This is a genomic window from Sulfitobacter sp. M13 (assembly GCF_053474885.1).
This window is the reverse complement of sequence record NZ_CM130281.1, coordinates 964,140-985,576: the sequence shown is the minus strand read 5'-3', so window position 1 is coordinate 985,576 and position 21,437 is coordinate 964,140. Positions and strand designations below refer to the sequence as shown.

Here is a 21,437-nt window from a genome sequence, read left to right as displayed (position 1 = left end):
ACGACAGGGCCGTGAGCCTCTCGTGAAAGGAGCCGGAATGAAAAAAATCTATGGAAGCGCTGCCGAGGCGCTGGAGGGCGTGCTGCAGGACGGCATGCTGATCGCGGCAGGGGGCTTTGGCCTGTGTGGTATTCCTGAATTGCTGCTGAACGCGATCCGCGACGCGGGCACCAAGGATTTGACCTTTGCCTCGAACAACGCGGGCGTGGACGACTTCGGCATCGGTATCCTGCTACAGACAAAGCAGGTCAAAAAGATGATCAGCTCTTATGTCGGCGAGAACAAAGAATTCATGCGCCAGTATCTGGGGGGCGAGCTTGAGCTGGAATTCAATCCCCAAGGCACCTTGGCTGAACGCATGCGCGCTGGTGGTGCTGGTATCCCTGGCTTCTATACCAAGACCGGCGTCGGCACGGTGATCGCCGAAGGCAAGGAGCACAAGGATTTCGACGGCGAGACCTATATCCTTGAACGCGGTATCGTTGCGGATCTGGCGATCGTCAAAGCGTGGAAAGCGGACGACACCGGCAACCTCGTGTTCCGCAAGACGGCCCGCAACTTTAACCCGCCTGCGGCCATGTGCGGCAAAATCTGCATCGCGGAAGTCGAAGAGATCGTGCCACGCGGCAGCCTTGACGGCGACGCGATCCACCTGCCCGGCATCTATGTACACCGCATCATTCAGGGTGATCACGAAAAACGCATCGAACAGCGCACAGTGAGGACTGCATAATGGCTTGGGATCGCAATCAAATGGCGGCACGCGCCGCGCAAGAACTGCAAGACGGTTGGTATGTGAACCTTGGCATCGGGATTCCGACGCTTGTGTCCAACTACATCCCCGAAGGCATGGATGTGACGCTGCAATCGGAAAACGGCATGCTTGGCATGGGTGCGTTTCCGATCGACGGTGAGGAAGACGCCGATTTGATCAACGCCGGAAAGCAGACAATCACCGAGCTGGATCGCACCTCGTATTTCGACAGTTCGATGTCTTTCGGCATGATCCGCGGCGGCAAGATCGCCATGGCCATTCTGGGCGCGATGGAAGTTGCTGAGAACGGCGACCTTGCCAATTGGATGATCCCCGGAAAGCTGGTCAAAGGCATGGGCGGCGCGATGGATCTGGTCGCGGGCGTCGGTCGTGTTGTTGTGGTCATGGACCACGCCAGCAAGCATGGCGACAGCAAAGTGTTGAAGGAATGCACGCTGCCGTTGACCGGCAAAGCTGTCGTCGACCGCATTATCACCAACCTTGGTGTGCTGGATGTCGTCGAAGGCGGGCTGAAGATCGTGGAATGCGCCGAAGGCGTGACCGAAGACGAACTACGCGCGGCGACCGAAGCGACCATCATCTAAACGCCGATACGAGAGACCAAAGAGGGGCGCTGCCAGCATTGGCTGCGCCCCTCTTTCACGTCCTGCACTCGATCGAGGGGCGTGTCAGTTCATTGCGGCAAAGACGCAGCCATCAGAAATAAGCTCGGGCGGGGTTTGGCAAAGCCCCTTGGCGACCTGAAAAGCAGCCAGCACCTTGGGCACATAATCGCGTGTCTCGGCAAAGGGGGGCACGCCGGCGTGTTTGCGCACCGATCCTTCGCCCGCGTTATACCCGGCCAGCACCAGTATCGGGTCGCGGTCAAATTCGCCCATCAACCAATCAAGGTATTTCACCCCGCCCGCGATGTTCTGCGTCGGGGCCATGCTGTCAATCACGCCAAAACGCGTCGCCGTATCCGGCATCAACTGCATCAACCCCTGCGCCCCTGCCCCGCTGATGGCATCAGCACGCCCGGCGGATTCCACAGTGATCACCGCCAGCACCAACGCGGGCGAGACCTGCGTGCCGATGGTAGAGCGAAGAATGTCGATACCGTTTGCTTTCGCGATCTCTTGCATCTGTTGCATGCGCGGCGCGGGGATCTTGCTGCTGGCCGTAGCAAGCGTCACCATTGCGGTCTCCAGCCGACCCGGGCCGGATTTCTCGACCGCCGGAGACACCCGATCCCAGAACCAGTCATATTGACCAGGTGAGGCCGGCACGATGGCACCGGACGCGGTTGCCACGACCTCGGGCACATCAGCGACCTTGGGTTCGATGAAGACGTTGATGCGATTGGTGCTGCCCGCCTTGGGCGGCTTCACCCGCTTGGCCTCGAATTTGGGAAACGGTTTGGGCACGTCAGCCCAGGCAACAGAAGCCGCCAGCATCCCCACCATCAAAGATACGGTCAATCGTCGAAACATCACTGCCTGCACTGGTTTTTTGATTGCTCTTTTTCAGCAACCTCGCACGGAATCTGCTGTCAGACCAACCAAACATGGCAAGGAACATGGCGATTTCGCCTTAATTGATGCAATCCTGCCCCGCTTTGAGACTGGGCAAACAAAAAATGAAGGAGGAGAATCCTTTCAGATCAGTCGCCTAAGTGATTTTTTTAGGAAAGTGACGGCAATAGGCTAAAAGTCACATTTGCCGCCAAATTCGTGCCCCAATCGCAGGGCTATATAGGCTCATACCAAGTCAGCCAGATGCGGAATTGAGAGAGAAGCATCGAAACGGACGACACGGTTGAGATTGAAAACTTTATGATCCTTGGAGGGACATACCATGATGAACTTTATCAAAAACTTCAAAAATGACGAATCCGGTGCCGTGACTGTTGACTGGGTTGTTCTGACCGCCGCCGTTGTTGGCCTGGCCGTCGCAGCCTACTCCTCGATCGAAGACAGCGCGTCGGACCTGACAGCGAGGACCGCCGCTGTAATGACTACGCACCAAACCGACACTTTGGGCGAATAATAAATCTTACATAAGCTGCTGCAATCAATTCCCTGATTGCAGCAGCTTTACGTTCTAGGCGTAGTTCGGCAATCACAAGCGATCACCCCCATGCGTTTAAAGATTCAAAAATTTAGCAAGAGCCAATCCGGAGCCGTCACGGTTGACTGGGTCGTTCTATGTGCCGCGGTCGTTTCCTTGGCTGTGTTGACTATCGTTGCCATGACCACGGGGACCGTCGAACTGGCTGATAAGCTGATGACCCAGACGCCGGGCGGCCTCTAACCCCCCCCCTATAATGACCCAGCTTGGTCGCGGATTGTTCATAGTCTGAACACAATCACCGCCTATCCATCGGTATACGTTTTACGCCGTGTCCCGGACCGGCACCCACTCAAGAGAGGTAAGTAACATGCGGATGGTTTTTGGACTGGTCTTGCTCGCCGGTATCGCCTTGGCAGGTGGTGCTGTGTATCTGGCAAAGGGCCGTATCGGTGAATATCAAATGGCGCACCAACAGGCACAAGAAGCCCTGGCGCAAATCGTACCAACGGTGGGCGTCTATGTCGCCACCGGACCGCTGAAATATGGGCAGCGTCTGACCCGCGAGGATGTGCGTCAGGTAAGCTGGCCTGAAAACGCGATCCCCGAAGGCTCCTTTATCGAAGAAGCCGCGCTATTCCCTGAAAACAGAGATGACCTGCGGGTCGTGCTGCGCGCCATGGAAAAAGACGAAGCCATCATGGCTGTGAAAGTAACCGAGCCCGGTGCAGACATTGGCCTCACCTCGCAGTTGGAACGCGGCAGCCGTGCGTTCGCCATCCGCGTCGATGTATCCAGTGGCGTGTCAGGCTTCCTGCGACCAGGTGACCGTGTCGATGTTTACTGGACGGGCCGGATCAACCGGGGCGGCAACGACCGTGGCGACACGGGTGACGTCACCAAGCTGATCGAGGCTGGCGTCAAGATTATCGCCATTGACCAAAGCGCCGGCGGGGAACGCAGCGAAGCTGCGATCGCCAACACCGTGACTGTTGCAGTTCAGCCCTACCAAGTGGCAGCATTGGCACAGGCACAATCTACCGGCAATCTGTCCCTGTCGCTTGTCGGGGCAGAGGATGACACGGTTGCTGCAGAGATCGAAGTCGACCAACGTAGCCTTCTGGGTCTCGCCGAAGAAACCGTCAAGGTCGAGGCAACGACACAGAAAGTCTGCACCATCCGGACACGCCGTGGTGCCGAAGTGCTCGAAATTCCGATCCCCTGCACCAACTGATGTGCTCTTGAACAGGGCCTTCCAAAATTATGTCCGCGCCGCGCAGCCCCCTGTGCGGCGTTTGGCATTGCGCGGGTATGTTGCCACGAATCCACAGGTTACTGCGGCTCGACGTCATTGATTCTTGCAAAAATACCAAAAGAACCGCAGAGTGTCGCAAACGGCGGGCGCAAAGACCCTATTTTGAGGCGTGATCACAAAGGCAGGTCACATGAAAATTGATAAATTTATCAAAGCAGTCCTATTGGGATTGACGATTGGCGCGATGCCGATTGCATTGACCGCCCCGCTTGACGCTCAGGCGAACACGCTGCGCGTGGTCAAAAAAGGTACCAACCGCGTGTTGGAAGTCCCGATGAACCGCGCTGTAGTGGTTGAAAGCGACATTCCCTTTGCGGAGCTGAGCATTGCCAACCCCGGTATCGCAGATATTTCGTCGCTCTCGGATCGCACGATTTATGTTCTGGGCAAATCCCCCGGACTTACAACGCTGACACTGCTTGATGCCGCGGGGCAACTGATCACGAACGTTGATGTGCGCGTCGCAGCGGATGTCTCCGAGTTCAAGGAACGCCTGCGTCAGATCCTGCCCGGTGAAAAGATCGAAGTCCGCACGGCGAACGACGGTATCGTGCTGTCGGGCATCGTGTCCTCGACCCAACGCTTGCAGCGGGCCCTTGATCTGGCCGAACGCTACGCCCCTGAACGCGTGTCCAACCTGATGAGCGTCGGTGGCATCCAGCAGGTGATGTTGAAAGTTCGTTTTGCCGAGATGAGCCGATCCGTCTCTAAGTCCCTAAGCGCATCACTGGCGCTGAACGGCCTTGTGGGCAGCGATCTGGCATTGAATGGCGGCACCAATTCGACGAACACATCCGGCGCAATCGCCAATTCGCTTGGCGGGTCGACCCCGGCATCGAATGGCAACGCAGGGGCGGTTTTGTTTGGCTTCAACGCCGGATCGACGCAGGTCGGTCTGCTGCTTGAGGCGCTGGAACAAAAAGGCGCGGTGCGTTTTCTGGCTGAACCGAACCTCGTGGCGCTGTCGGGGCAAGAGGCGACTTTCCTCGCGGGGGGCGAATATCCTGTCCCCGTGGCGCAGACCGGCGACCAGATTTCGGTTCAGTATAAACCCTTCGGCGTAGAGATGAGCTTTATACCCCGGGTCGTGGACAAAGACCTGATCAACCTCGAACTCAAGGCGGCCGTATCGGCGATTGATGCCAGCAACAGCGTGTCCTTGGGCAACGGATTTGATATTTCCGCATTTACCCGCCGCGAGACCTCGACCACGGTTGAAATGCGCGACGGCGAAAGCTTTGCGATCGCCGGACTGCTGACAGATGATTTCACCGACACCTCAACACAATTGCCCTGGATCGGCGACGTGCCTGTATTGGGCGCGTTGTTCCGCAGCGCAAACTACCAGCGCAGCCAAACCGAGCTGGTGATTATTATCACCGCACACCTTGTGACCCCGACCCGTGGCGAGGCCTTGGCCCTGCCCACCGACCGGATCAAGCCGCCCACCGAAAGCGAATTGTTCCTGTCTGGCCGCACGTCCAAAGGCAGCACGGCCCCCACCAAAGGGGCCGCTGGCGAAGTTGCCAAGCAGGACTTTAGCGGGTCGTATGGCTATGTATTGGATTGATCAGATGACTTCAGCGATCGCTTCGACAGGCAAAATCACCGGGTTATGCGTCGCCTTGGCCATGACTGTTACAGGCTGTGTCAGCAGCCCTGATCCGGTCTTTACCCAGTTTCACCGCGAAGCAGGGTCGCTGACCGATCTGGGCACCTTTGGAAACGCGACTTTGAACAACCGCTTGGTGATGACCGGTGAGCGCCAGTATACATTCGATCTGGCCAACCGCTTTGCCGGCGAAGTCGAATCGACCGTCACCTTTGCTTTTAACTCTGCACAACTAGACGGGGTCGCGCAGTCGGTTCTGCGACGTCAGGCCGGATGGATCCGCCAGTTCCCCGAAGTCCGCTTTCGCGTCTATGGCCATACTGATGCCGTCGGGTCGAACAGCTATAACAAAACACTGGGCCTGCGCCGCGCGCAATCCGTTGTGGCCTTCTTGTCCACACAAGGTATCAGCCGCAGCCGCCTAGAAGCCGTTGTTTCCTTTGGCGAAACACAGCCCCTGATCGTGACCCAAGGTCGCGCACGTGCAAACCGCCGGACTGTGACCGAAGTTAGCGGCTTTGTCGGGCGTCATCCGACTGTGCTGGACGGGAAATATGCCCAGATTATCTATCGCGACTATGTCGCCAGCGCCGTGCCGCCGACCCTGCTGACAGGCGGTGCCGCCCCCACCGGCGCTGTGGGAGAATAACCGCTTTTCAAACTTTTCGAGAGGGCCTGATCGTCGCTGACGGTCGGGCCTTTTTCGTTTCAATCTGCTTAAACGGTGCGGATCGTTTCAAAAGACCAAACAATAGAAACTATTTGGCCCCAATCTTGCCCCAGTTAGCAGGGATATTCACTGCAATAGGACAGTTGCGTCCGGCCATTGTGGTCTGGATGCAGGGGACCGCAAGGCAACAAAGGGTAACACCCGACCAGCCCTTGCCAGCGCCCGCATAGAAGAAGGGGAAGTTTCGGTATGAGCAGCCATATACCACAGATTGACGCGCCACAGATCATCGCGTGCACCGTCAGCCGGGATGTGCAGAACTTTGACCTGCTGATCGAAGATATGGAATCAGCTTTGGGCGAGGCCTGGGGCGATCTGGGCTTCTCTGAAAGTCTTGCGTTTTTCAGCCAACCCGAAGCGGCGACGCTTGAACTTATTGCGCTGGCGCTCGATTCGAAAGACGAAGAGAACCTGCCAATGATGTCCGAGATCATCGCGCAGGCAAAAGCACGTCATATCAAAGTGATCCTGATCGCCGAAGACATGTCCCCCGCCTCGCTCCATTCGTTGTTGCGCCAGGGCGCGGATGAATTTGTCCCCTACCCTCTACCCGAAGGTGAATTGGCCTCGACTATAATTCGTCTGCGCGCCTCCCCCGAACCTATGGTGGCACCCGCGGAGACAGGCCCCAAGCTGAAACCCGGCACCCAGAAGGATGGTGCTGTGATCGTGGTGCACGGACTGGCCGGCGGCACCGGTGCCACCAGCCTTGCGGTGAACCTTGCATGGGAACTGGCGACATCTGACAAAAAGAACCCGCCCAAAGTGTGCTTGCTTGATCTTGACCTGCAATTCGGGGCCGTGGCGACCTATCTGGACCTGCCGCGTCGCGAAGTGGTCTATGATATGCTGATCGAAACCGACGCGATGGACGAGGAAAGCTTTGGTCAAGCCCTGCTGACCTACGAAGAAAAGCTCCAGGTTTTGACCGCCCCTGCCGACATGCTGCCGCTTGATTTGATCACCTCGGAAGATGTGACACGGATCCTGAATATGGCGCGCAATCAGTTCGATTATGTGGTCGTCGATATGCCCTCGACGCTGGTGCAGTGGACAGAAACCGTACTGACCAATGCACATGTCTATTTTGCCATGCTCGAACTGGATATGCGCTGCGCCCAGAACGCCTTGCGCTTCAAACGCGCCCTGCAATCCGAAGACCTTCCTATCGAAAAGCTGCGGTATGTCATGAACCGCGCGCCGAAGTTCACCGACCTGAACGCCAAAGCGCGCGTCAAACGGATGGCAGAGAGCCTAGGGATTTCGATCGATGTGCAACTACCCGATGGCGGAAAACAGGTAACCCAAGCCAACGACCACGGTCTGCCGCTGGCCACCACCGCCGCGAAAAACCCCCTACGCCGCGAGATCGCCAAGCTCGCCGGTTCGATCCACGATCTCAAGGCTGACGAAGCCAAAGCCGCCTGATCCGGCCCTAGCGCCAGATAATTTAGAAAGAGTAATCAGATGTTCTCGAAGTATAAAAAGCCAGGTGACGTTGCCGCAGCCACACCCGCGCCAAAGGCGAAGGCGCCTGCCCCCCAGCAACAGCCAGAGGCCGCGGTCGCCCCCAAGCCCGTTAGCATGCGCCGCGTGGCCCAAGCCGCATCCGTCGCGCCACAGGATCGCGACGTAAAGCGCAAGCAACGCATGAGCGAGATCAAGCTTGAACTGCACCGCGCCCTACTTGAGAACCTGAACCTTGCAGCTCTTGAACATGCGTCTGAACAGGATCTGCGCAGCGAAATCAACGAAATATCTGCAGAAATTCTGGCCGAGAAATCCATCGTCCTGAACCGCGAAGACCGGATTCAGCTGAACTCCGAACTTTATGACGAGGTGACCGGCCTTGGGCCGCTGGAAACGCTGCTGAAAGACGACACCATCAACGATATTCTGGTGAACGGGCCCCAGCAGATCTTTGTCGAACGTGACGGCAAACTGCAGCTGACCGACGTGACCTTTAAGGATGAAAAGCACCTGCTGCGGATCATCGACAAAATCGTGTCCGCCGTTGGCCGTCGTGTCGACGAAAGCAACCCTTACGTCGATGCGCGCTTGAAAGACGGCTCGCGTTTCAACGCCATGGTGCCGCCGATTGCCGTGGACGGCAGCCTTGTGTCCATTCGTAAGTTCAAAAAAGACAAACTGGGCATTGACGATCTGGTGAGCTTTGGTGCCTTCTCGGAAGAGATGGCCGCCTATCTTCAGGCCGCCGTGGCAACCCGCCTGAATATCATCGTATCGGGTGGTACAGGGTCCGGTAAAACCACCACGCTGAACGCACTGTCCTCTTTCATTGCGAACGACGAACGCATCCTGACCATCGAAGACACCGCCGAACTTCAACTGCAACAGACCCACGTGGGCCGCATGGAAAGCCGCCCGCCCAACGTCGAAGGCAAAGGCGAAGTATCGCCGCGCGATTGTCTCAAAAACGCTCTGCGGATGCGTCCGGACCGGATCATCGTCGGCGAGACACGTGGCGAGGAAGTCATCGACATGCTGCAGGCCATGAACACCGGCCACGACGGGTCGATGACCACAATCCACGCCAACTCTGCCCGCGACGGTGTGAGCCGTCTGGAAAACATGATTGCGATGGCCGGTATCGAAATGCCGTTGAAAGCGGTGCGCAGCCAGATTTCATCGGCTGTGAACCTGATTGTTCAAGCGTCGCGTTTGCAAGACGGCTCGCGTCGTATGACATCGATCACCGAAATCACCGGTATGGAAGGTGATGTTATCTCGATGCAGGAAATCTTTCGGTACCAACGCGTCGGCCTGACACCCGAGAACAAGATCATCGGCCATTTCACCGGCACCGGCGTGCGCAGCCACTTCTCTGAACGCTTCAAAATGTGGGGCTATGACCTGCCGTCGTCCATCTACGAACCCGTTGTGGTCAAGTAAGGATTATCAATCATGAGCGCAGAACCCATTATCTATGGCCTGATCTTTATCGGTGTCCTTGTGCTGGTCGAAGGGCTGTACCTGGTCGCCTTCGGTAAATCCATCAGCCTCAACAGCAAGGTCAACCGCCGGCTGGAAATGTTGGAAAAAGGGGCCGGCCGCGAAGAGGTTCTGGACAAGCTGCGCAAGGAAATGCAGCAGCATATGGATAACAAATCCATTCCCATCTATTCAATGCTCGCCGCAAAAGCGCAAAAAGCCGCGATTGCCTTTGCGCCAAAACAGCTAATCATGATTATGGCCGGGCTGTCCGTTGTCGCCTTTTTGGGCCTGACCATCGGTACCAGCACCGAAGTCCCCGTGCGTATCCTGATCTCTGTCGGCATCGGGGTCGGGGCGGTTTATTTCTGGATCTCGTCCAAAGCTAAAAAGCGCATGGATCTGATCGAAGAACAATTGCCTGATGCGGTCGAACTGATGGTGCGTTCGCTGCGTGTCGGCCACCCGTTCACAAGCGCCATCTCTATTGTCTCCAAGGAAATCCAGGACCCGCTTGCGTCGGAATTCGGGGTGATCGCGGATGAAACCGCCTATGGCCGCGACATTGGCGAGGCGCTCAAGGATATGGCCGAACGGCTTGATATGCAGGATATGCGCTTCCTTGCGGTTGCGGTGACCATCCAGCAGCAATCCGGCGGTAACCTCGCTGAGATCCTCGCGGGACTGGCCAAGGTGATCCGCGCCCGTTTCCGCCTGTTCCGCCGCGTACGTGCCATCACGGCCGAAGCGAAATGGTCGGGCAAGTTCCTTTCAGCCTTCCCCGTTGTTGCGCTGATCGTGATCAGACTTGGCGACCCGCATTACTATGACGAAGTCATGACCCACCCGCTGTTCGTTCCCGGCTGCATTGCCGTGGTCGTGTTCCTGTCGCTTAACCTCATCGTCATGCGCAAGCTGACCGATATTAAAGTCTAAGGGGGCTTCACTGTGAATTTCCTGACCACACTCGACACCACACTTGGTCCCATCGGCTGGATCGCCGTTCTGGGCGTACTTGGCCTGACCATGGTCGGTGCCACGCTGATCATGATCCTGCGCCAGCCCGAAGATCCGCTGGCCAAGCTGAAACGCAGCCAATCCGAATCCTCTGACGCAGGCAAACAACAGCGCTTGCGCCAGTCAGACCGCAACGAACAGCTGCAAAAATTCGCCAAGTTCCTTGAACCCGAAAACATGGAAGAGCTCAGCGCCAAGGCGCTGCTACTCCGGCAGGCGGGCTATGGCTCGCGCGATGCAGTGCGATTCTTTCACTTTGCGCAGATGGCACTTGGTATTGCAGGCTTGGTGATCGGCACCGTTTACGTCAACTTTCTTGGCGGTGGCGAAGGCCTGAGCACCAATAAGATGATGATCTATACAGTCGGCCCCGGTGCGATCGGGTATTTCCTGCCCCGCTATTGGGTGACCCGCCGTGTCGAGGAACGCAAAGAGGAAATCACCCGTGGTTTCCCCGATGCGCTCGACATGATGCTGGTTTGCGTCGAGGCAGGGCAATCGCTGGACCAATGCATCGTCCGTGTCGCTGCCGAATTGCGCGCCTCTTATCCTGCGTTGGCCGAAGAATTCGAAATCGTCGCCCAAGAGATGAAGGCCGGCAAGGACAAGGTCAGCGTATTGAACGCCATGGGCGAACGCTGCGGTGTGCAAGACGTATCGTCCTTTGTCACGGTGCTGGTGCAATCGGCGGCCTTCGGGACATCCATCGCCGACGCCCTGCGGGTCTATGCCGCCGAGATGCGCGACAAACGTGTGATGCGTGCCGAAGAGGCCGCAAACAAGTTGCCAACCAAGATGACACTTGCCACAATGATGCTGACCGTTCCACCGCTGCTGATCATTCTGGTCGCACCATCGGTGATGAACATTACCAAACTAGGTCAGTAAGGCCCCGCATGTTCCACACCTCCAAGCGCGCGTACCCCGCTAAGCTCGCGCTTTGTATGACCCTGATCGCCGGACTGGCCGCTTGCTCTGCAGGCGGTCTTTCCGCGTTGGGGGGCGAACGCACCACATCTGACAGCCCCTTTGCCCCCGGCGTTAACACCCGCAAAGACGCCGAAGACGGGGTAGAGGTCGCCCACCGTTTGATGCACGCCGGTGAATACGAACTCGCAATCCGCGCTTTTAATCGTGCCGCGCTCGCCTCTGAACTAAATGCCGAAATCCTGTCGGGTCTGGGCAGCGCCAATCTGGGACTGGGGCGTTTGGGCCAGGCCGAAAGCCTGCTACGAGATGCCGTCGAAAAGGATGAAACTCACCCCGAGGTCTGGAATAATCTCGGCGTTGTGCTGATGGAAAGCGGCAAACTCGCCGAAGCCCAACTGACCTTCCGTAAGGCATATGCTCTCGATAATGGCGAAAGTGACGCAATCCGTGACAATTTACGCTTAGCACTCGCAAAATCGGAAAACTCTGTTACGATCCCAGAGCAAGAAGACAGTTATAAATTGGTGCGGCGCGGCTCGGGGGACTATCTGGTTCGGCCAGCATCATGACGAGGCAGAGCAGTAAAAGGACGCAAAAATGCGCCACCCTATCCTATCGGCCGTCTGCATTGCAGGCGTCGTCGCACTAGCAGGCTGCGGCAAAAAATCCGGCGAGGACACAGTGACTCGCGCGTTCCAAGACGTAAACGTCGTGGATGAAAGCAACCTGAATGATGTGATGTTGACTGTCGCGGACCCGAACGAGGCCGTGAGCTATTTCACCCGCACCGCACAGGAAAAGCCCGATCGCATCGACATCCAGCGCAGCCTTGGCAAATCGTTGATCCGCGCCAAGCGCAACCAAGAAGCAGCTGTTGTTTGGGGCAAGGTCGCGGGCTCAAAAGATGCCACCGCCGATGACAAGATCGATTACGCCGATGCGCTGATCCGTGCAGGCGATTGGGCCAAGGCCGAAAAGACACTGGATTCTGTCCCGCCAACCCATGAAACCTATAATCGCTACCGGCTCGAGGCGATCGTCGCCGACAGCAAGCAGGAATGGGACAAGGCCGACAGCTTTTACGAAATCGCCATCGGACTGACCACCAAACCCGGTTCGGTCATGAACAACTGGGGCTATTCCAAGCTCACCCGCGGTGATTATCAGGCGGCAGAACGTCTGTTCGGTGAAGCCGTCAAACAGGATCCGACCCTTTTTACCGCCAAGAACAACCTGATCCTCGCCCGTGGCGCGCAGCGCGAGTACAGCCTGCCGCCGATAGAGATGGACCAGACCGAACGTGCGCAGTTGCTGCATACGCTTGCTTTGTCCGCGATCAAAAAGGGCGATGTTGAAACGGGCAAAGGCTTGCTGCGCGACGCCATCAGCACCCACCCGCAACACTTCGAAGCCGCTGTCCGGTCCCTGCGCGCACTCGAAAACGCAGCCTAGCCCCGGTGGAGATCACCAGCTATGCCGCGCTTTGGTTTTTACCCTTCGCGCTGCCGCTTTGCGCCTATACGATCTATACCGATCTCGCCTTTATGCGGATCACCAACGTCACGGTGATCGCGCTGGCCGGCGTGTTTGTCATCATCGGCCCCATCGTCCTACCGTTTGACAGCTATCTTTGGCACCTGCTGGCGATGGCCATGGCGCTCGTGGTGGGAATCTTTATGAACGCAGGTGGGTTGATGGGTGCAGGCGATGCGAAATTCATTGCTGCGGCCACCCCGTTCTTCGCGCTCGGGGATCTTCAGTTTCTGATGGCGCTTTTCATGACCACGCTGATCGCGGCCTATATCATTCATCGCGCTGCCAAATACTCCCCCCTGCGCAAGCTCGCGCCGCAGTGGATCAGCTGGCATGAAGCCAAAAAATTCCCCATGGGTCTCGCGCTTGGCACTGTGCTTGGCGCATATTTAATGCTCGGTGCCTACTTCGGGGCCTGAATTTGCCATATTCGGCCGCTATGACGTGGGGCAAGCCTGTACCTCCATGAAAGTAGCCCTTCGTGAATATGCAAAAGAGCGCCGTCATGGCCCCTCCTCCGCCACGCACCATCCAAGAAATGAAGCTGCCCGTGGTGATGATGCGCGACATCATGATCAAGACGATGTTCCGCAAGAATGTCACCATGGTCAGCGAGCTTGCCAAAGCCATATGCCTGCCCTTGCAGGTCACGCAGGAATTGGTGGACCTGGCGCGCGAACAACGCCTTCTCGAAGCGACGGGCACGCTCAACGCGAATAGCGGCACCGAAATGGGCTACCAGCTGACCGATCTGGGGAAGAACCGCGCGCTGGATGCATTGGCGCAATCGGAATATTTTGGTCCGATGCCAGTGCCGCTTGATGTTTACCGTGAACAGGTCAAACGCCAGTCGGTGCGCAACATGCAGATCACCCGCGCCCGCCTCGAAGCCGCGATGGGCCATCTGGTGCTTCCTCCGGAATTGATTGGCAATCTGGGCCCGGCTGTTACGGCAGGCCGATCCATCTTGATGTACGGCCCCCCCGGAAACGGCAAGTCCAGTATTTCAAACGGAATCCGCGATGCGCTTGGCGACAAGATCTACGTCCCGCGGGCCATCGAATATGCCGGACAGGTGATCACCGTCTACGACCCTATCGTCCACTCCGCTGCGATCGAGGAAGAACAAGACCCGACATCGTTGCGCCGCGTTACCCGCTTTGACTCCCGCTATGTCAGATGCGAACGCCCCACCGTGATCACCGGGGGCGAGCTGACGCTTGATATGCTCGATCTTGTCTATAATCCCACCGCACGCACCTATCAGGCACCGCTGCAGCTGAAATCCACGGGCGGCATCTTTATCGTCGACGACCTTGGCCGCCAGTCCGAACCACCGCAGGCATTGGTCAACCGCTGGATCGTGCCACTGGAAGAAAACAAAGACATCCTGGCCCTGCAATCAGGCGAGAAATTCGAAGTGCCCTTCGACACGCTGGTGGTGTTCTCGACCAACTTTCACCCCAATGAAATCTTTGACCAAGCCGCCCTGCGCCGGATCTTTTTCAAGATCAAGATCGATGGCCCCAATCAGGAAATCTTTCTCAAGATTTTTGCCATGGTCGCCAAAAAGCGGAACATCAAGCTCGACGAGGCGTCGCTGATCCACCTGCTAAAAACCAAATACCCCACCATCGACAACACCTTTGCCAACTACCAACCGATTTTCCTGATCGACCAGATGATCGCGATCTGCGACTTCGAAGGCATTCCCCACCAGATGCGCCCCGATCTGGTTGACCGCGCATGGGCCAATATGTTCGTCGCGGATGAAACCATCGTCAGATAGGCCGCCGCTGGCACTCGGGCGTGTCCCGCCCTTCATTTTGCCTTGTAAACTCCGGGGGTGCGGGGGCTGGCCCCCGTCTGCAAACACCCTATCTTGCACCCCATGCAAACCCTACCCCCCAAATTCACTGACTGGTTCGCCACCAAAGGCTGGACTATTCACCCGCACCAGCAGGATATGCTGGACCGCGCCGATGCCCCCGCGCTGCTGCTGATCGCCCCCACGGGCGGTGGCAAGACGCTGTCAGGCTTTCTGCCCACGTTGGTTGATTTGGCGGAGGGCGAGCATGACGGGATGCACACGCTTTATATCTCACCGCTCAAGGCACTGGCGGCGGATATCAAACGCAATCTCACCACCCCTGTGACCGAGATGAGCCTCCCCATCCGGATCGAGGACCGCACCGGCGACACCTCGCAGACCCGCAAACGGCGGCAACGCGCGGACCCGCCTCACATCTTGCTGACCACCCCCGAAAGCCTCGCGCTGCTGACCTCCTACGAGGACGCGCCACGCATGTTCAAAGGGCTCAAACGCGTGGTGATCGACGAGATCCACGCGCTCGCCGACAGCAAACGCGGCGATCAGCTGATGCTGGCACTGGCGCGACTGCAACGCTTATGTCCGGGCCTGAAACGGGTGGGCCTGTCGGCCACGGTCGAAGACCCCGCAGCCATCGCCCACTTTATGGCACGCCACCCCGATCCTTGCCCGATCCTGCTGGCCGACCCCGGACCGGCGCCCGATATCCAGATGCTGCACACAGACGCGGCCCCGCCGTGGTCCGGCAACGGCGCCGCCTATGCGATCCCTGCGGTGCTCGAACAGGTACGCCAGCATAAAACCACCCTGATCTTCCACAACACCCGCGCCCAAGCCGAGATTTTCTTTCACAACCTCTGGCTTGCCAACGAAGACAGCCTGCCCATCGGTATCCACCACGGCTCTCTTGACCGTCAGCAACGCGAACGGGTCGAAGCCGCGATGGTGCGCGGCGACCTGCGGGCCATTGTCTGCACCGGCAGCCTCGATCTTGGGATCGACTGGGGCGACGTCGATCTTGTGATTCAGATCGGTGCCCCGAAGAATGTGAAACGTCTCGTGCAACGCATCGGGCGCGCTAACCACCGCTACAACGCCCCGTCCAAAGCGCTGCTGGTGCCCGCGAACCGGTTCGAAGTCGTTGAATGCGTTGCCGCGCTCGACGCCGTATTGGCCGGAGAGCTTGACGGCGACCCGCGCGGCCCCGGCCCCCGAGACGTATTGTGCCAGCATATCCTGATCACCGCATGCGCCGGTCCCTTCGACGCCGATGCGCTATATGCCGAGGTGACGTCGGCCGGCGCCTACGCGGGCCTTACCCGCGCAGAGTTCGACGCCTGCCTCGATTTCTGCGCCACGGGTGGCTATGCGCTGCGGGCCTATGACAGGTGGCAACGGCTGCTGTATACGGACGGTAAATGGCACCTGCGCGACCCCCGCAGCAGCCAGCGCATCCGCATGAACATCGGCACCATCCAAGATACCGATACACTAAAGGTCCGGATGAAACGCAATCGCGGCGGCAAACCACTGGGCGAGATCGAAGAGGGCTTTGCTGCATCGCTGAGCGCAGGCGACACATTTCTGATTGGCGGGCAGATCGTCAAATACGAAGGCCTGCGCGAAATGACCGTCGAGGTCAGCCGCTCTGCCGCCAAGAAACCACGCGTTGCCACGTTCATGGGCACGAAATTCGCCACCTCCACCCAGCTTTCGGCCCGCGTGCAACGCATGTTTACCCAAGACAGCTGGCCCGATCTGCCGCGTCATACTGCCGAATGGCTTGCGCTGCAGCGCGACGTCAGCCAGCTGCCGCAACCGGGGCGCTTGCTGATCGAAAGCTTCCCCCACGATGGCCGCGCCCAAACGGTGTTCTACGGCTTTGCCGGTCGCAACGCGCAACAAACTCTTGGCTTGCTGCTGACCAAACGGATGGAAGAGCTTGGCCTTAACCCTCTGGGTTTTGTCGCCACTGACTATGCCACGCTGATCTGGGGGCTTGATCCGGTTGATGATCCGGCCCCGCTTGTTGATGCCACGGCACTACATGACGGGCTTGACCTTTGGCTGGCGGGCAACGCTGTAATGAAACGCACCTTTCGCGCTGCCGCCACGATCGCTGGGTTGATTGAACGAAACACCCCACAGGCCCGCAAATCAGGCCGTCAGGCGACCTTCAGCTCGGATATTCTCTACGATACACTGCTGAAATACGAACCGGATCACCTGCTGCTCGACATCACCCGCGAAGAGGCGCTACGCGGACTGGTGGACTTTGGCCGCATCGAAGAGATGCTGCACCGGATCAAGGGCCGTATCGATCACCGCAGCCTCGACCGTGTCAGCCCGCTGTCAGCGCCACTGTTTTTGGAAATGGGACGTGTGCCGGTCAAAGGGCAAGCTGAAGAACGCCTTCTAGCCGAGGAATCCGCCCGGTTGATGGAGGCCTCGGGCCTCGCGCAGATCACCCCTGCGCCTGACAATATCCCCCTTAAGCGACGTTAAACCCCGCAACCGTCCGGCATATGAGTATTTTCAAAAGGGTGAATTAACCTTGGATAACGGTATCTCTGCCAAACATACCCCGCGGTACAGGCTGGAGAGCCGATGACCGTAAAGGGTGAAGATGCCGCCACCCGCAGCCTCTGTGCGTGTCGGGGGTGCCTTCCGCTTCACCCTTTTACAAATACTCCTGCGCCCCTGCGTCACACCAAAACTTCGGCCCGCGCCCCTTGCGCCTGCGGGTAAACTTGGTGATGAACGCAACATGAACACCGGGTATGCCTTTGACTTTTGCGGCGCGCGGCTCACCGCGCTTGGGTCTGGCGCACTCTGGTGGGCCGAGCATGGATTGCTCTGTGTCTCTGATTTGCATCTGGGCAAGGCAGAACGGGTCGCGCGGCGCGGCGGATCTGCGCTGCCCCCATACGAGACAACCGATACGCTGATCCGCCTTGCAGCAGAGCTTGATCGTTTACCGGTGCGCGTCGTGATGTGTTTGGGCGACAGTTTCGACGATCTGCAGGCGGCCCATGCATTGCCCGAAGCAGCGCGGCTGACGTTGACCCAGCTTCAAGCAGGGCGGCAGTGGTTGTGGATCGAGGGCAACCATGATCCCGGACCTGTTGCATTGGGCGGGGAACATCTGGCCGAGGTCGCAATCGGCCCCTTGCGGTTTCGCCATATTGCGCAACCGGATACGCAGGCAGAGGTATCGGGGCATTACCACCCCAAGGCACGGCTGCGACTACGCGGGCGTGCGGTATCCCGCGCGGCTTTTCTATATGACGACCAGCGGCTGATCATGCCGGCGTTTGGTACCTATACCGGCGGGCTGTTCAGCGACGCCCCGGTGCTACAGGCATTGATGGGGCCACGGGCCTGCGCCATACTCACCGGACCGCAGCCCACCGCGATCCCCATGCCACGCTAGTCGCAGTCACGGGGCCGGATATCGACGTTGAAAGAGGCCCCATGACTCCGCAAGAAATCGCCCGCATCCGCGACAGCTTTGCCGCACAGACCATGATGCAGACCCTCGGCGCAGAATTGAGCGATGTGTCCAAGGGGCTGATCCGGATCGAAGCCCCGATCCTGCCCGGCACGCGGCAGCAGCAAGGGTTCGGGCATGCGGGTCTGACTTTCTCTATCGGTGACAGCGCTGCGGGCTATGCCGCGCTGACGACACTGCCCTTGGATACCGAGGTCGTCACCGCCGAGATCAAGATCAACCTGCTGGCCCCCGCACGCGGAGATAGGCTGATCGCGATTGGCAAGGTGGTCAAACCGGGCAGGCGGCTGTGTGTGGTCACGGCAGAAGTGTTTGCTCAAAGCGGCGACCAGCAGGTGCTGATCGCCTTGTTGCAAGGCACGATGGTGCCGGTTCCAGCGGCTGTGGACTAGGCCGTCAGCCCTTCGGGTTCAGGCAGATCATGGGCGCGGCAGCAGGCCGTGACCGTATTGGCCAGCAGGCAGGCGATCGTCATCGGCCCTACGCCCCCTGGCACGGGCGTAATGGCACCGGCCATCTCGACGCAGCTATCAAAGTCGACATCACCCACCAGACGGGTCTTGCCTTCGCCCCGCTCTGGCGCGTCCAGGCGGTTGATGCCTACGTCGATGACGGTCGCGCCCGGTTTGATCCAGTCGCCGGGCACCATCTCGGGTCGGCCCACGGCCGCAATCACGATGTCAGCGCGGCGCACGACGGCGGCGAGGTCCTTGGTCCGTGAATGGGCAATGGTGACGGTGCAGCTGTCGTTCAGCAGAAGCTGTGCCATCGGCTTACCGACGATATTGCTGCGCCCGATCACGACCGCATCCATCCCCGACAGGCTGCCGTGGTGGTCGCGCAGCATCATCAGACAGCCAAGCGGCGTGCAGGGCACCATGGACTTCTGTCCTGTGCCCAAAAGCCCTACGTTCGAAATATGAAATCCGTCTACATCTTTGGCCGGATCAATCGCGCTGATCACGAGGTCTTCGTTCAGGTGATCGGGCAAGGGCAGCTGCACGAGGATGCCGTGGATCGTGTCATCGTTGTTCAGGGCGTCGATCAGGGAAAGCAGTTCCGCCTCTGATGTTGTGTCCTCAAGCCGGTGTTCGACCGACTTCATGCCCACTTCCTTGGTCATCTTACCCTTGGATTTGACATAAACCTCGGACGCGGGATCGGCACCGACCAACACCACAGCCAGCCCCGGCGTGATCCCGTGATCGTCTTTCAGCCGCGTCACATGCTGGGCGACCTGCCCCCGCACCTGTGCTGCAAATGCTTTGCCATCAATGATCGTCGCTGTCATAGGGACCGTCCTTTGTCTGTAGTGGCGCTGGTATCACCTGCTACAGCAGATGACGGCGCGAAGGAGCGATCCTCCGCGCCCTGTTCATACGCGCTTAGAACAGACCTTCAACATCGCCGATGTCATTGAGACGAATATTTTCGGCAGAAGGCACCCGTGGCAGGCCCGGCATGGTCATGATCTCGCCGCAGATGGCGACGACAAAGCCGGCACCCGCGGACAGACGGACTTCGCGCACGGGGATGGTAAAGCCGGTCGGCGCGCCGCGGGCTTCGGGATCGGTGGTGAAACTGTATTGCGTCTTGGCCATACAGACCGGCAGATCGCCATAGCCCTGCTCTTCCCAGTCCTTCAGCTGATTGAGGATTTTCTGGTCCATGACCGCCGCGTCGGCGCGGTAGATCTTTGTGGCGATCGTGTTGATCTTTTCGGCCAGCGGCATCGCGTCGGGGTACAGCGTGGTGAAATTGGATTGCCCCTTCTCGATCGTCTCGACGACCTTTTGCGCCAGATCAGCGGACCCTGCGCTGCCCAATTCCCAATGGCGTGACAGCACGGCCTCGGAGCCCTGCGAAGCGACGTAGTCCTTGACCGCTTGCACTTCGGCATCCGTATCTGTGACGAAATGGTTGATCGCGACAACGACGGGCACGCCAAAGGATTTCAGGTTCTCGATATGGCGGCCAAGGTTGGGGCAGCCGGCCTGCACCGCGTCGACGTTTTCAGCGCCCAGATCGGCCTTGGCAACGCCCCCGTTCATCTTCATCGCCCGCACGGTGGCCACGACCACAACGCAAGACGGCGCAAGCCCCGCTTTGCGACATTTGATGTTCAGGAATTTTTCAGCCCCCAGATCGGCCCCAAATCCGGCTTCGGTCACCACGTAATCTGCCAGTTTCAGCGCGGTGGTCGTCGCGATGACAGAGTTGCAGCCGTGGGCGATATTCGCAAAGGGCCCGCCGTGTACGAAGGCAGGATTGTTTTCCAGCGTCTGCACAAGGTTCGGCTGCATCGCGTCTTTCAGCAGCACGGTCATCGCGCCGTCTGCCTTGATATCGCGCGCATAGATGGGTTTGCGGTCGCGGGTGTAGGCTACGATCATATCGCCAAGACGCTGTTGCAGATCGCTCAGGTCTTTGGCCAGACAAAGGATCGCCATGACCTCGGATGCGACTGTAATGTCGAACCCCGTTTCGCGCGGGAACCCGTTAGAGACACCGCCCAGTGATGCCGTGATCTGCCGTAGGGCGCGGTCGTTCATGTCGACGACACGACGCCAGACGACGCGGCGCAGATCGATTTCAAGCGCGTTGCCCCAATAGATGTGGTTGTCGATCATCGCGCTCAGCAGGTTGTGCGCCGAGGTGATCGCGTGGAAGTCGCCCGTGAAATGCAGGTTCATCTCTTCCATCGGAACGATTTGCGCATACCCACCCCCTGCGGCGCCGCCCTTCATGCCAAAGTTCGGCCCAAGCGACGCCTCGCGGATGCAAACGGCAGCGTTCTTGCCGATGCGGTTCAGCCCGTCACCCAATCCGACGGTCGTGGTCGTCTTGCCCTCACCCGCGGGGGTGGGGTTGATCGCCGTAACCAAGATCAGCTTGCCATCGGGCCGGTCCTGCACAGAGTTGATGAACTTCTGCGATACCTTTGCCTTGTCGTGGCCGTAGGGCAGCAGATCATCGCTGCTGATCCCCAGTTTTTGCCCGATCTCTTGGATGGGGCGTTTGCTGGCTTCGCGTGCGATTTGGATGTCGGATTTAAATGTCATATGTGCTCCCTGATGCGCCGTCGGCATTCTGTGTTTGTTATTTCCTCAATATGCCTGCGGGGCCATGGGCAGAGGGCGCAATTCCGACATATCCGGCTCTTGATGCGGCGAGACGGGCGG

Annotated in this window: 22 protein-coding genes; 19 read left to right on the top strand and 3 right to left on the bottom strand. The window is 58.6% G+C overall.

The genetic code is table 11. The annotated features are described in order from the left end of the window. The first annotated feature begins 37 nt into the window (after window positions 1–37). Entirely contained in the window at window positions 38–733 is a 696-nt protein-coding gene (locus tag ACVBAU_RS04665) for a CoA transferase subunit A (RefSeq protein WP_138924190.1), read from the top strand. Further along, entirely contained in the window at window positions 733–1,359 is a 627-nt protein-coding gene (locus ACVBAU_RS04660; protein ID WP_335744978.1) for a 3-oxoacid CoA-transferase subunit B, read from the top strand. The genes ACVBAU_RS04665 and ACVBAU_RS04660 overlap by 1 nt, the downstream gene beginning before the upstream one ends. An 84-nt stretch (window positions 1,360–1,443) precedes the next feature. On the opposite strand, the gene ACVBAU_RS04655 is transcribed toward ACVBAU_RS04660, so the two are convergent. Further along, complete coding sequence (locus tag ACVBAU_RS04655) at window positions 1,444–2,247, bottom strand: lytic transglycosylase domain-containing protein (RefSeq protein ID WP_171048935.1); 804 nt, start codon at window positions 2,245–2,247, stop codon at window positions 1,444–1,446. On the opposite strand from ACVBAU_RS04655, the gene ACVBAU_RS04650 reads away from it, so the two are divergent. From ACVBAU_RS04650 to ACVBAU_RS04570, 17 genes are all read left to right on the top strand, one after another. Further along, a complete protein-coding gene (locus tag ACVBAU_RS04650; protein WP_448329017.1) occupies window positions 2,174–2,464 on the top strand; it encodes a hypothetical protein in 291 nt (96 codons plus the stop codon). The two genes, ACVBAU_RS04655 and ACVBAU_RS04650, sit on opposite strands and share 74 nt — an antisense overlap. Window positions 2,465–2,611: 147 nt before the next feature. Continuing rightward, on the top strand, window positions 2,612–2,803 hold the full coding sequence (locus tag ACVBAU_RS04645; RefSeq protein WP_448328150.1) for a hypothetical protein: 192 nt from the start codon (window positions 2,612–2,614) through the stop codon (window positions 2,801–2,803). A 90-nt stretch (window positions 2,804–2,893) separates the two neighbouring features. Then, window positions 2,894–3,067: a hypothetical protein gene (locus ACVBAU_RS04640; protein WP_448328148.1), complete on the top strand. Its 174-nt coding sequence runs from the start codon at window positions 2,894–2,896 to the stop codon at window positions 3,065–3,067. Window positions 3,068–3,194: 127 nt separating this feature from the next. Beyond that, window positions 3,195–4,058, top strand: coding sequence for a Flp pilus assembly protein CpaB (gene cpaB / locus ACVBAU_RS04635; RefSeq protein WP_138924193.1), 864 nt, complete (start codon window positions 3,195–3,197; stop codon window positions 4,056–4,058). A 211-nt stretch (window positions 4,059–4,269) separates the two neighbouring features. Further along, window positions 4,270–5,709, top strand: coding sequence for a type II and III secretion system protein family protein (locus ACVBAU_RS04630; protein ID WP_138924194.1), 1,440 nt, complete (start codon window positions 4,270–4,272; stop codon window positions 5,707–5,709). Next, window positions 5,696–6,400, top strand: coding sequence for an OmpA family protein (locus ACVBAU_RS04625; protein WP_138924195.1), 705 nt, complete (start codon window positions 5,696–5,698; stop codon window positions 6,398–6,400). Before ACVBAU_RS04630 ends, ACVBAU_RS04625 begins: the two co-directional genes overlap by 14 nt. Window positions 6,401–6,670: 270 nt before the next feature. Then, window positions 6,671–7,909 carry an AAA family ATPase gene (locus tag ACVBAU_RS04620; protein ID WP_448328145.1) on the top strand — a complete coding sequence of 413 codons (1,239 nt, stop codon included), beginning with the start codon at window positions 6,671–6,673 and terminating at the stop codon, window positions 7,907–7,909. 39 nt (window positions 7,910–7,948) lie between these two features. Then, window positions 7,949–9,394: a CpaF family protein gene (locus ACVBAU_RS04615; RefSeq protein WP_138924197.1), complete on the top strand. Its 1,446-nt coding sequence runs from the start codon at window positions 7,949–7,951 to the stop codon at window positions 9,392–9,394. Window positions 9,395–9,406: 12 nt separating this feature from the next. Further along, window positions 9,407–10,369, top strand: a complete 963-nt coding sequence (locus ACVBAU_RS04610) for a type II secretion system F family protein (RefSeq protein ID WP_138924198.1) — start codon at window positions 9,407–9,409, stop codon at window positions 10,367–10,369. 12 nt (window positions 10,370–10,381) lie between these two features. Then, window positions 10,382–11,338, top strand: coding sequence for a type II secretion system F family protein (locus ACVBAU_RS04605; RefSeq protein WP_254700451.1), 957 nt, complete (start codon window positions 10,382–10,384; stop codon window positions 11,336–11,338). Window positions 11,339–11,394: 56 nt separating this feature from the next. After that, window positions 11,395–11,949: a tetratricopeptide repeat protein gene (locus tag ACVBAU_RS04600; protein WP_335745115.1), complete on the top strand. Its 555-nt coding sequence runs from the start codon at window positions 11,395–11,397 to the stop codon at window positions 11,947–11,949. A 28-nt stretch (window positions 11,950–11,977) separates the two neighbouring features. Continuing rightward, window positions 11,978–12,832, top strand: coding sequence for a tetratricopeptide repeat protein (locus ACVBAU_RS04595; protein WP_138924199.1), 855 nt, complete (start codon window positions 11,978–11,980; stop codon window positions 12,830–12,832). A 5-nt stretch (window positions 12,833–12,837) separates the two neighbouring features. Further along, window positions 12,838–13,332: a prepilin peptidase gene (locus tag ACVBAU_RS04590; protein ID WP_448328142.1), complete on the top strand. Its 495-nt coding sequence runs from the start codon at window positions 12,838–12,840 to the stop codon at window positions 13,330–13,332. 62 nt (window positions 13,333–13,394) lie between these two features. Then, the gene (locus tag ACVBAU_RS04585) at window positions 13,395–14,702 is read left to right on the top strand and encodes an ATPase (RefSeq protein WP_448328141.1); all 1,308 of its coding nucleotides are present in this window, start codon (window positions 13,395–13,397) and stop codon (window positions 14,700–14,702) included. Window positions 14,703–14,804: 102 nt separating this feature from the next. Next, window positions 14,805–17,249, top strand: coding sequence for a ligase-associated DNA damage response DEXH box helicase (locus tag ACVBAU_RS04580; RefSeq protein ID WP_448328139.1), 2,445 nt, complete (start codon window positions 14,805–14,807; stop codon window positions 17,247–17,249). 262 nt (window positions 17,250–17,511) lie between these two features. Next, complete coding sequence (gene pdeM / locus ACVBAU_RS04575) at window positions 17,512–18,177, top strand: ligase-associated DNA damage response endonuclease PdeM (RefSeq protein WP_448328906.1); 666 nt, start codon at window positions 17,512–17,514, stop codon at window positions 18,175–18,177. Window positions 18,178–18,218: 41 nt separating this feature from the next. Continuing rightward, window positions 18,219–18,647, top strand: coding sequence for a PaaI family thioesterase (locus ACVBAU_RS04570; protein WP_448328137.1), 429 nt, complete (start codon window positions 18,219–18,221; stop codon window positions 18,645–18,647). Here ACVBAU_RS04570 and folD read toward each other — a convergent pair. Both folD and ACVBAU_RS04560 read right to left on the bottom strand, forming a co-directional pair. Beyond that, a complete protein-coding gene (gene folD, locus ACVBAU_RS04565) occupies window positions 18,644–19,546 on the bottom strand; it encodes a bifunctional methylenetetrahydrofolate dehydrogenase/methenyltetrahydrofolate cyclohydrolase FolD (protein WP_335744972.1) in 903 nt (300 codons plus the stop codon). The two genes, ACVBAU_RS04570 and folD, sit on opposite strands and share 4 nt — an antisense overlap. Window positions 19,547–19,640: 94 nt before the next feature. Further along, complete coding sequence (locus tag ACVBAU_RS04560) at window positions 19,641–21,317, bottom strand: formate--tetrahydrofolate ligase (protein ID WP_138924206.1); 1,677 nt, start codon at window positions 21,315–21,317, stop codon at window positions 19,641–19,643. Between the last annotated feature and the right edge of the window lie 120 nt (window positions 21,318–21,437).

What these genes read in the sequence shown, in the direction of transcription:
- ACVBAU_RS04630 (WP_138924194.1), top strand. Translation starts at nt 4,270, where the DNA reads ATGAAAATTGATAAATTTATCAAAGCAGTCCTATTGGGATTGACGATT.
- ACVBAU_RS04595 (WP_138924199.1), top strand. Translation starts at nt 11,978, where the DNA reads ATGCGCCACCCTATCCTATCGGCCGTCTGCATTGCAGGCGTCGTCGCA.
- cpaB (WP_138924193.1), top strand. Translation starts at nt 3,195, where the DNA reads ATGCGGATGGTTTTTGGACTGGTCTTGCTCGCCGGTATCGCCTTGGCA.
- ACVBAU_RS04640 (WP_448328148.1), top strand. Translation starts at nt 2,894, where the DNA reads ATGCGTTTAAAGATTCAAAAATTTAGCAAGAGCCAATCCGGAGCCGTC.
- folD (WP_335744972.1), bottom strand. Translation starts at nt 19,546, where the DNA reads ATGACAGCGACGATCATTGATGGCAAAGCATTTGCAGCACAGGTGCGG.
- ACVBAU_RS04560 (WP_138924206.1), bottom strand. Translation starts at nt 21,317, where the DNA reads ATGACATTTAAATCCGACATCCAAATCGCACGCGAAGCCAGCAAACGC.
- ACVBAU_RS04625 (WP_138924195.1), top strand. Translation starts at nt 5,696, where the DNA reads ATGTATTGGATTGATCAGATGACTTCAGCGATCGCTTCGACAGGCAAA.
- ACVBAU_RS04610 (WP_138924198.1), top strand. Translation starts at nt 9,407, where the DNA reads ATGAGCGCAGAACCCATTATCTATGGCCTGATCTTTATCGGTGTCCTT.
- pdeM (WP_448328906.1), top strand. Translation starts at nt 17,512, where the DNA reads ATGAACACCGGGTATGCCTTTGACTTTTGCGGCGCGCGGCTCACCGCG.
- ACVBAU_RS04620 (WP_448328145.1), top strand. Translation starts at nt 6,671, where the DNA reads ATGAGCAGCCATATACCACAGATTGACGCGCCACAGATCATCGCGTGC.
- ACVBAU_RS04600 (WP_335745115.1), top strand. Translation starts at nt 11,395, where the DNA reads ATGACCCTGATCGCCGGACTGGCCGCTTGCTCTGCAGGCGGTCTTTCC.
- ACVBAU_RS04645 (WP_448328150.1), top strand. Translation starts at nt 2,612, where the DNA reads ATGATGAACTTTATCAAAAACTTCAAAAATGACGAATCCGGTGCCGTG.
- ACVBAU_RS04615 (WP_138924197.1), top strand. Translation starts at nt 7,949, where the DNA reads ATGTTCTCGAAGTATAAAAAGCCAGGTGACGTTGCCGCAGCCACACCC.
- ACVBAU_RS04660 (WP_335744978.1), top strand. Translation starts at nt 733, where the DNA reads ATGGCTTGGGATCGCAATCAAATGGCGGCACGCGCCGCGCAAGAACTG.
- ACVBAU_RS04655 (WP_171048935.1), bottom strand. Translation starts at nt 2,247, where the DNA reads ATGTTTCGACGATTGACCGTATCTTTGATGGTGGGGATGCTGGCGGCT.
- ACVBAU_RS04570 (WP_448328137.1), top strand. Translation starts at nt 18,219, where the DNA reads ATGACTCCGCAAGAAATCGCCCGCATCCGCGACAGCTTTGCCGCACAG.
- ACVBAU_RS04665 (WP_138924190.1), top strand. Translation starts at nt 38, where the DNA reads ATGAAAAAAATCTATGGAAGCGCTGCCGAGGCGCTGGAGGGCGTGCTG.
- ACVBAU_RS04580 (WP_448328139.1), top strand. Translation starts at nt 14,805, where the DNA reads ATGCAAACCCTACCCCCCAAATTCACTGACTGGTTCGCCACCAAAGGC.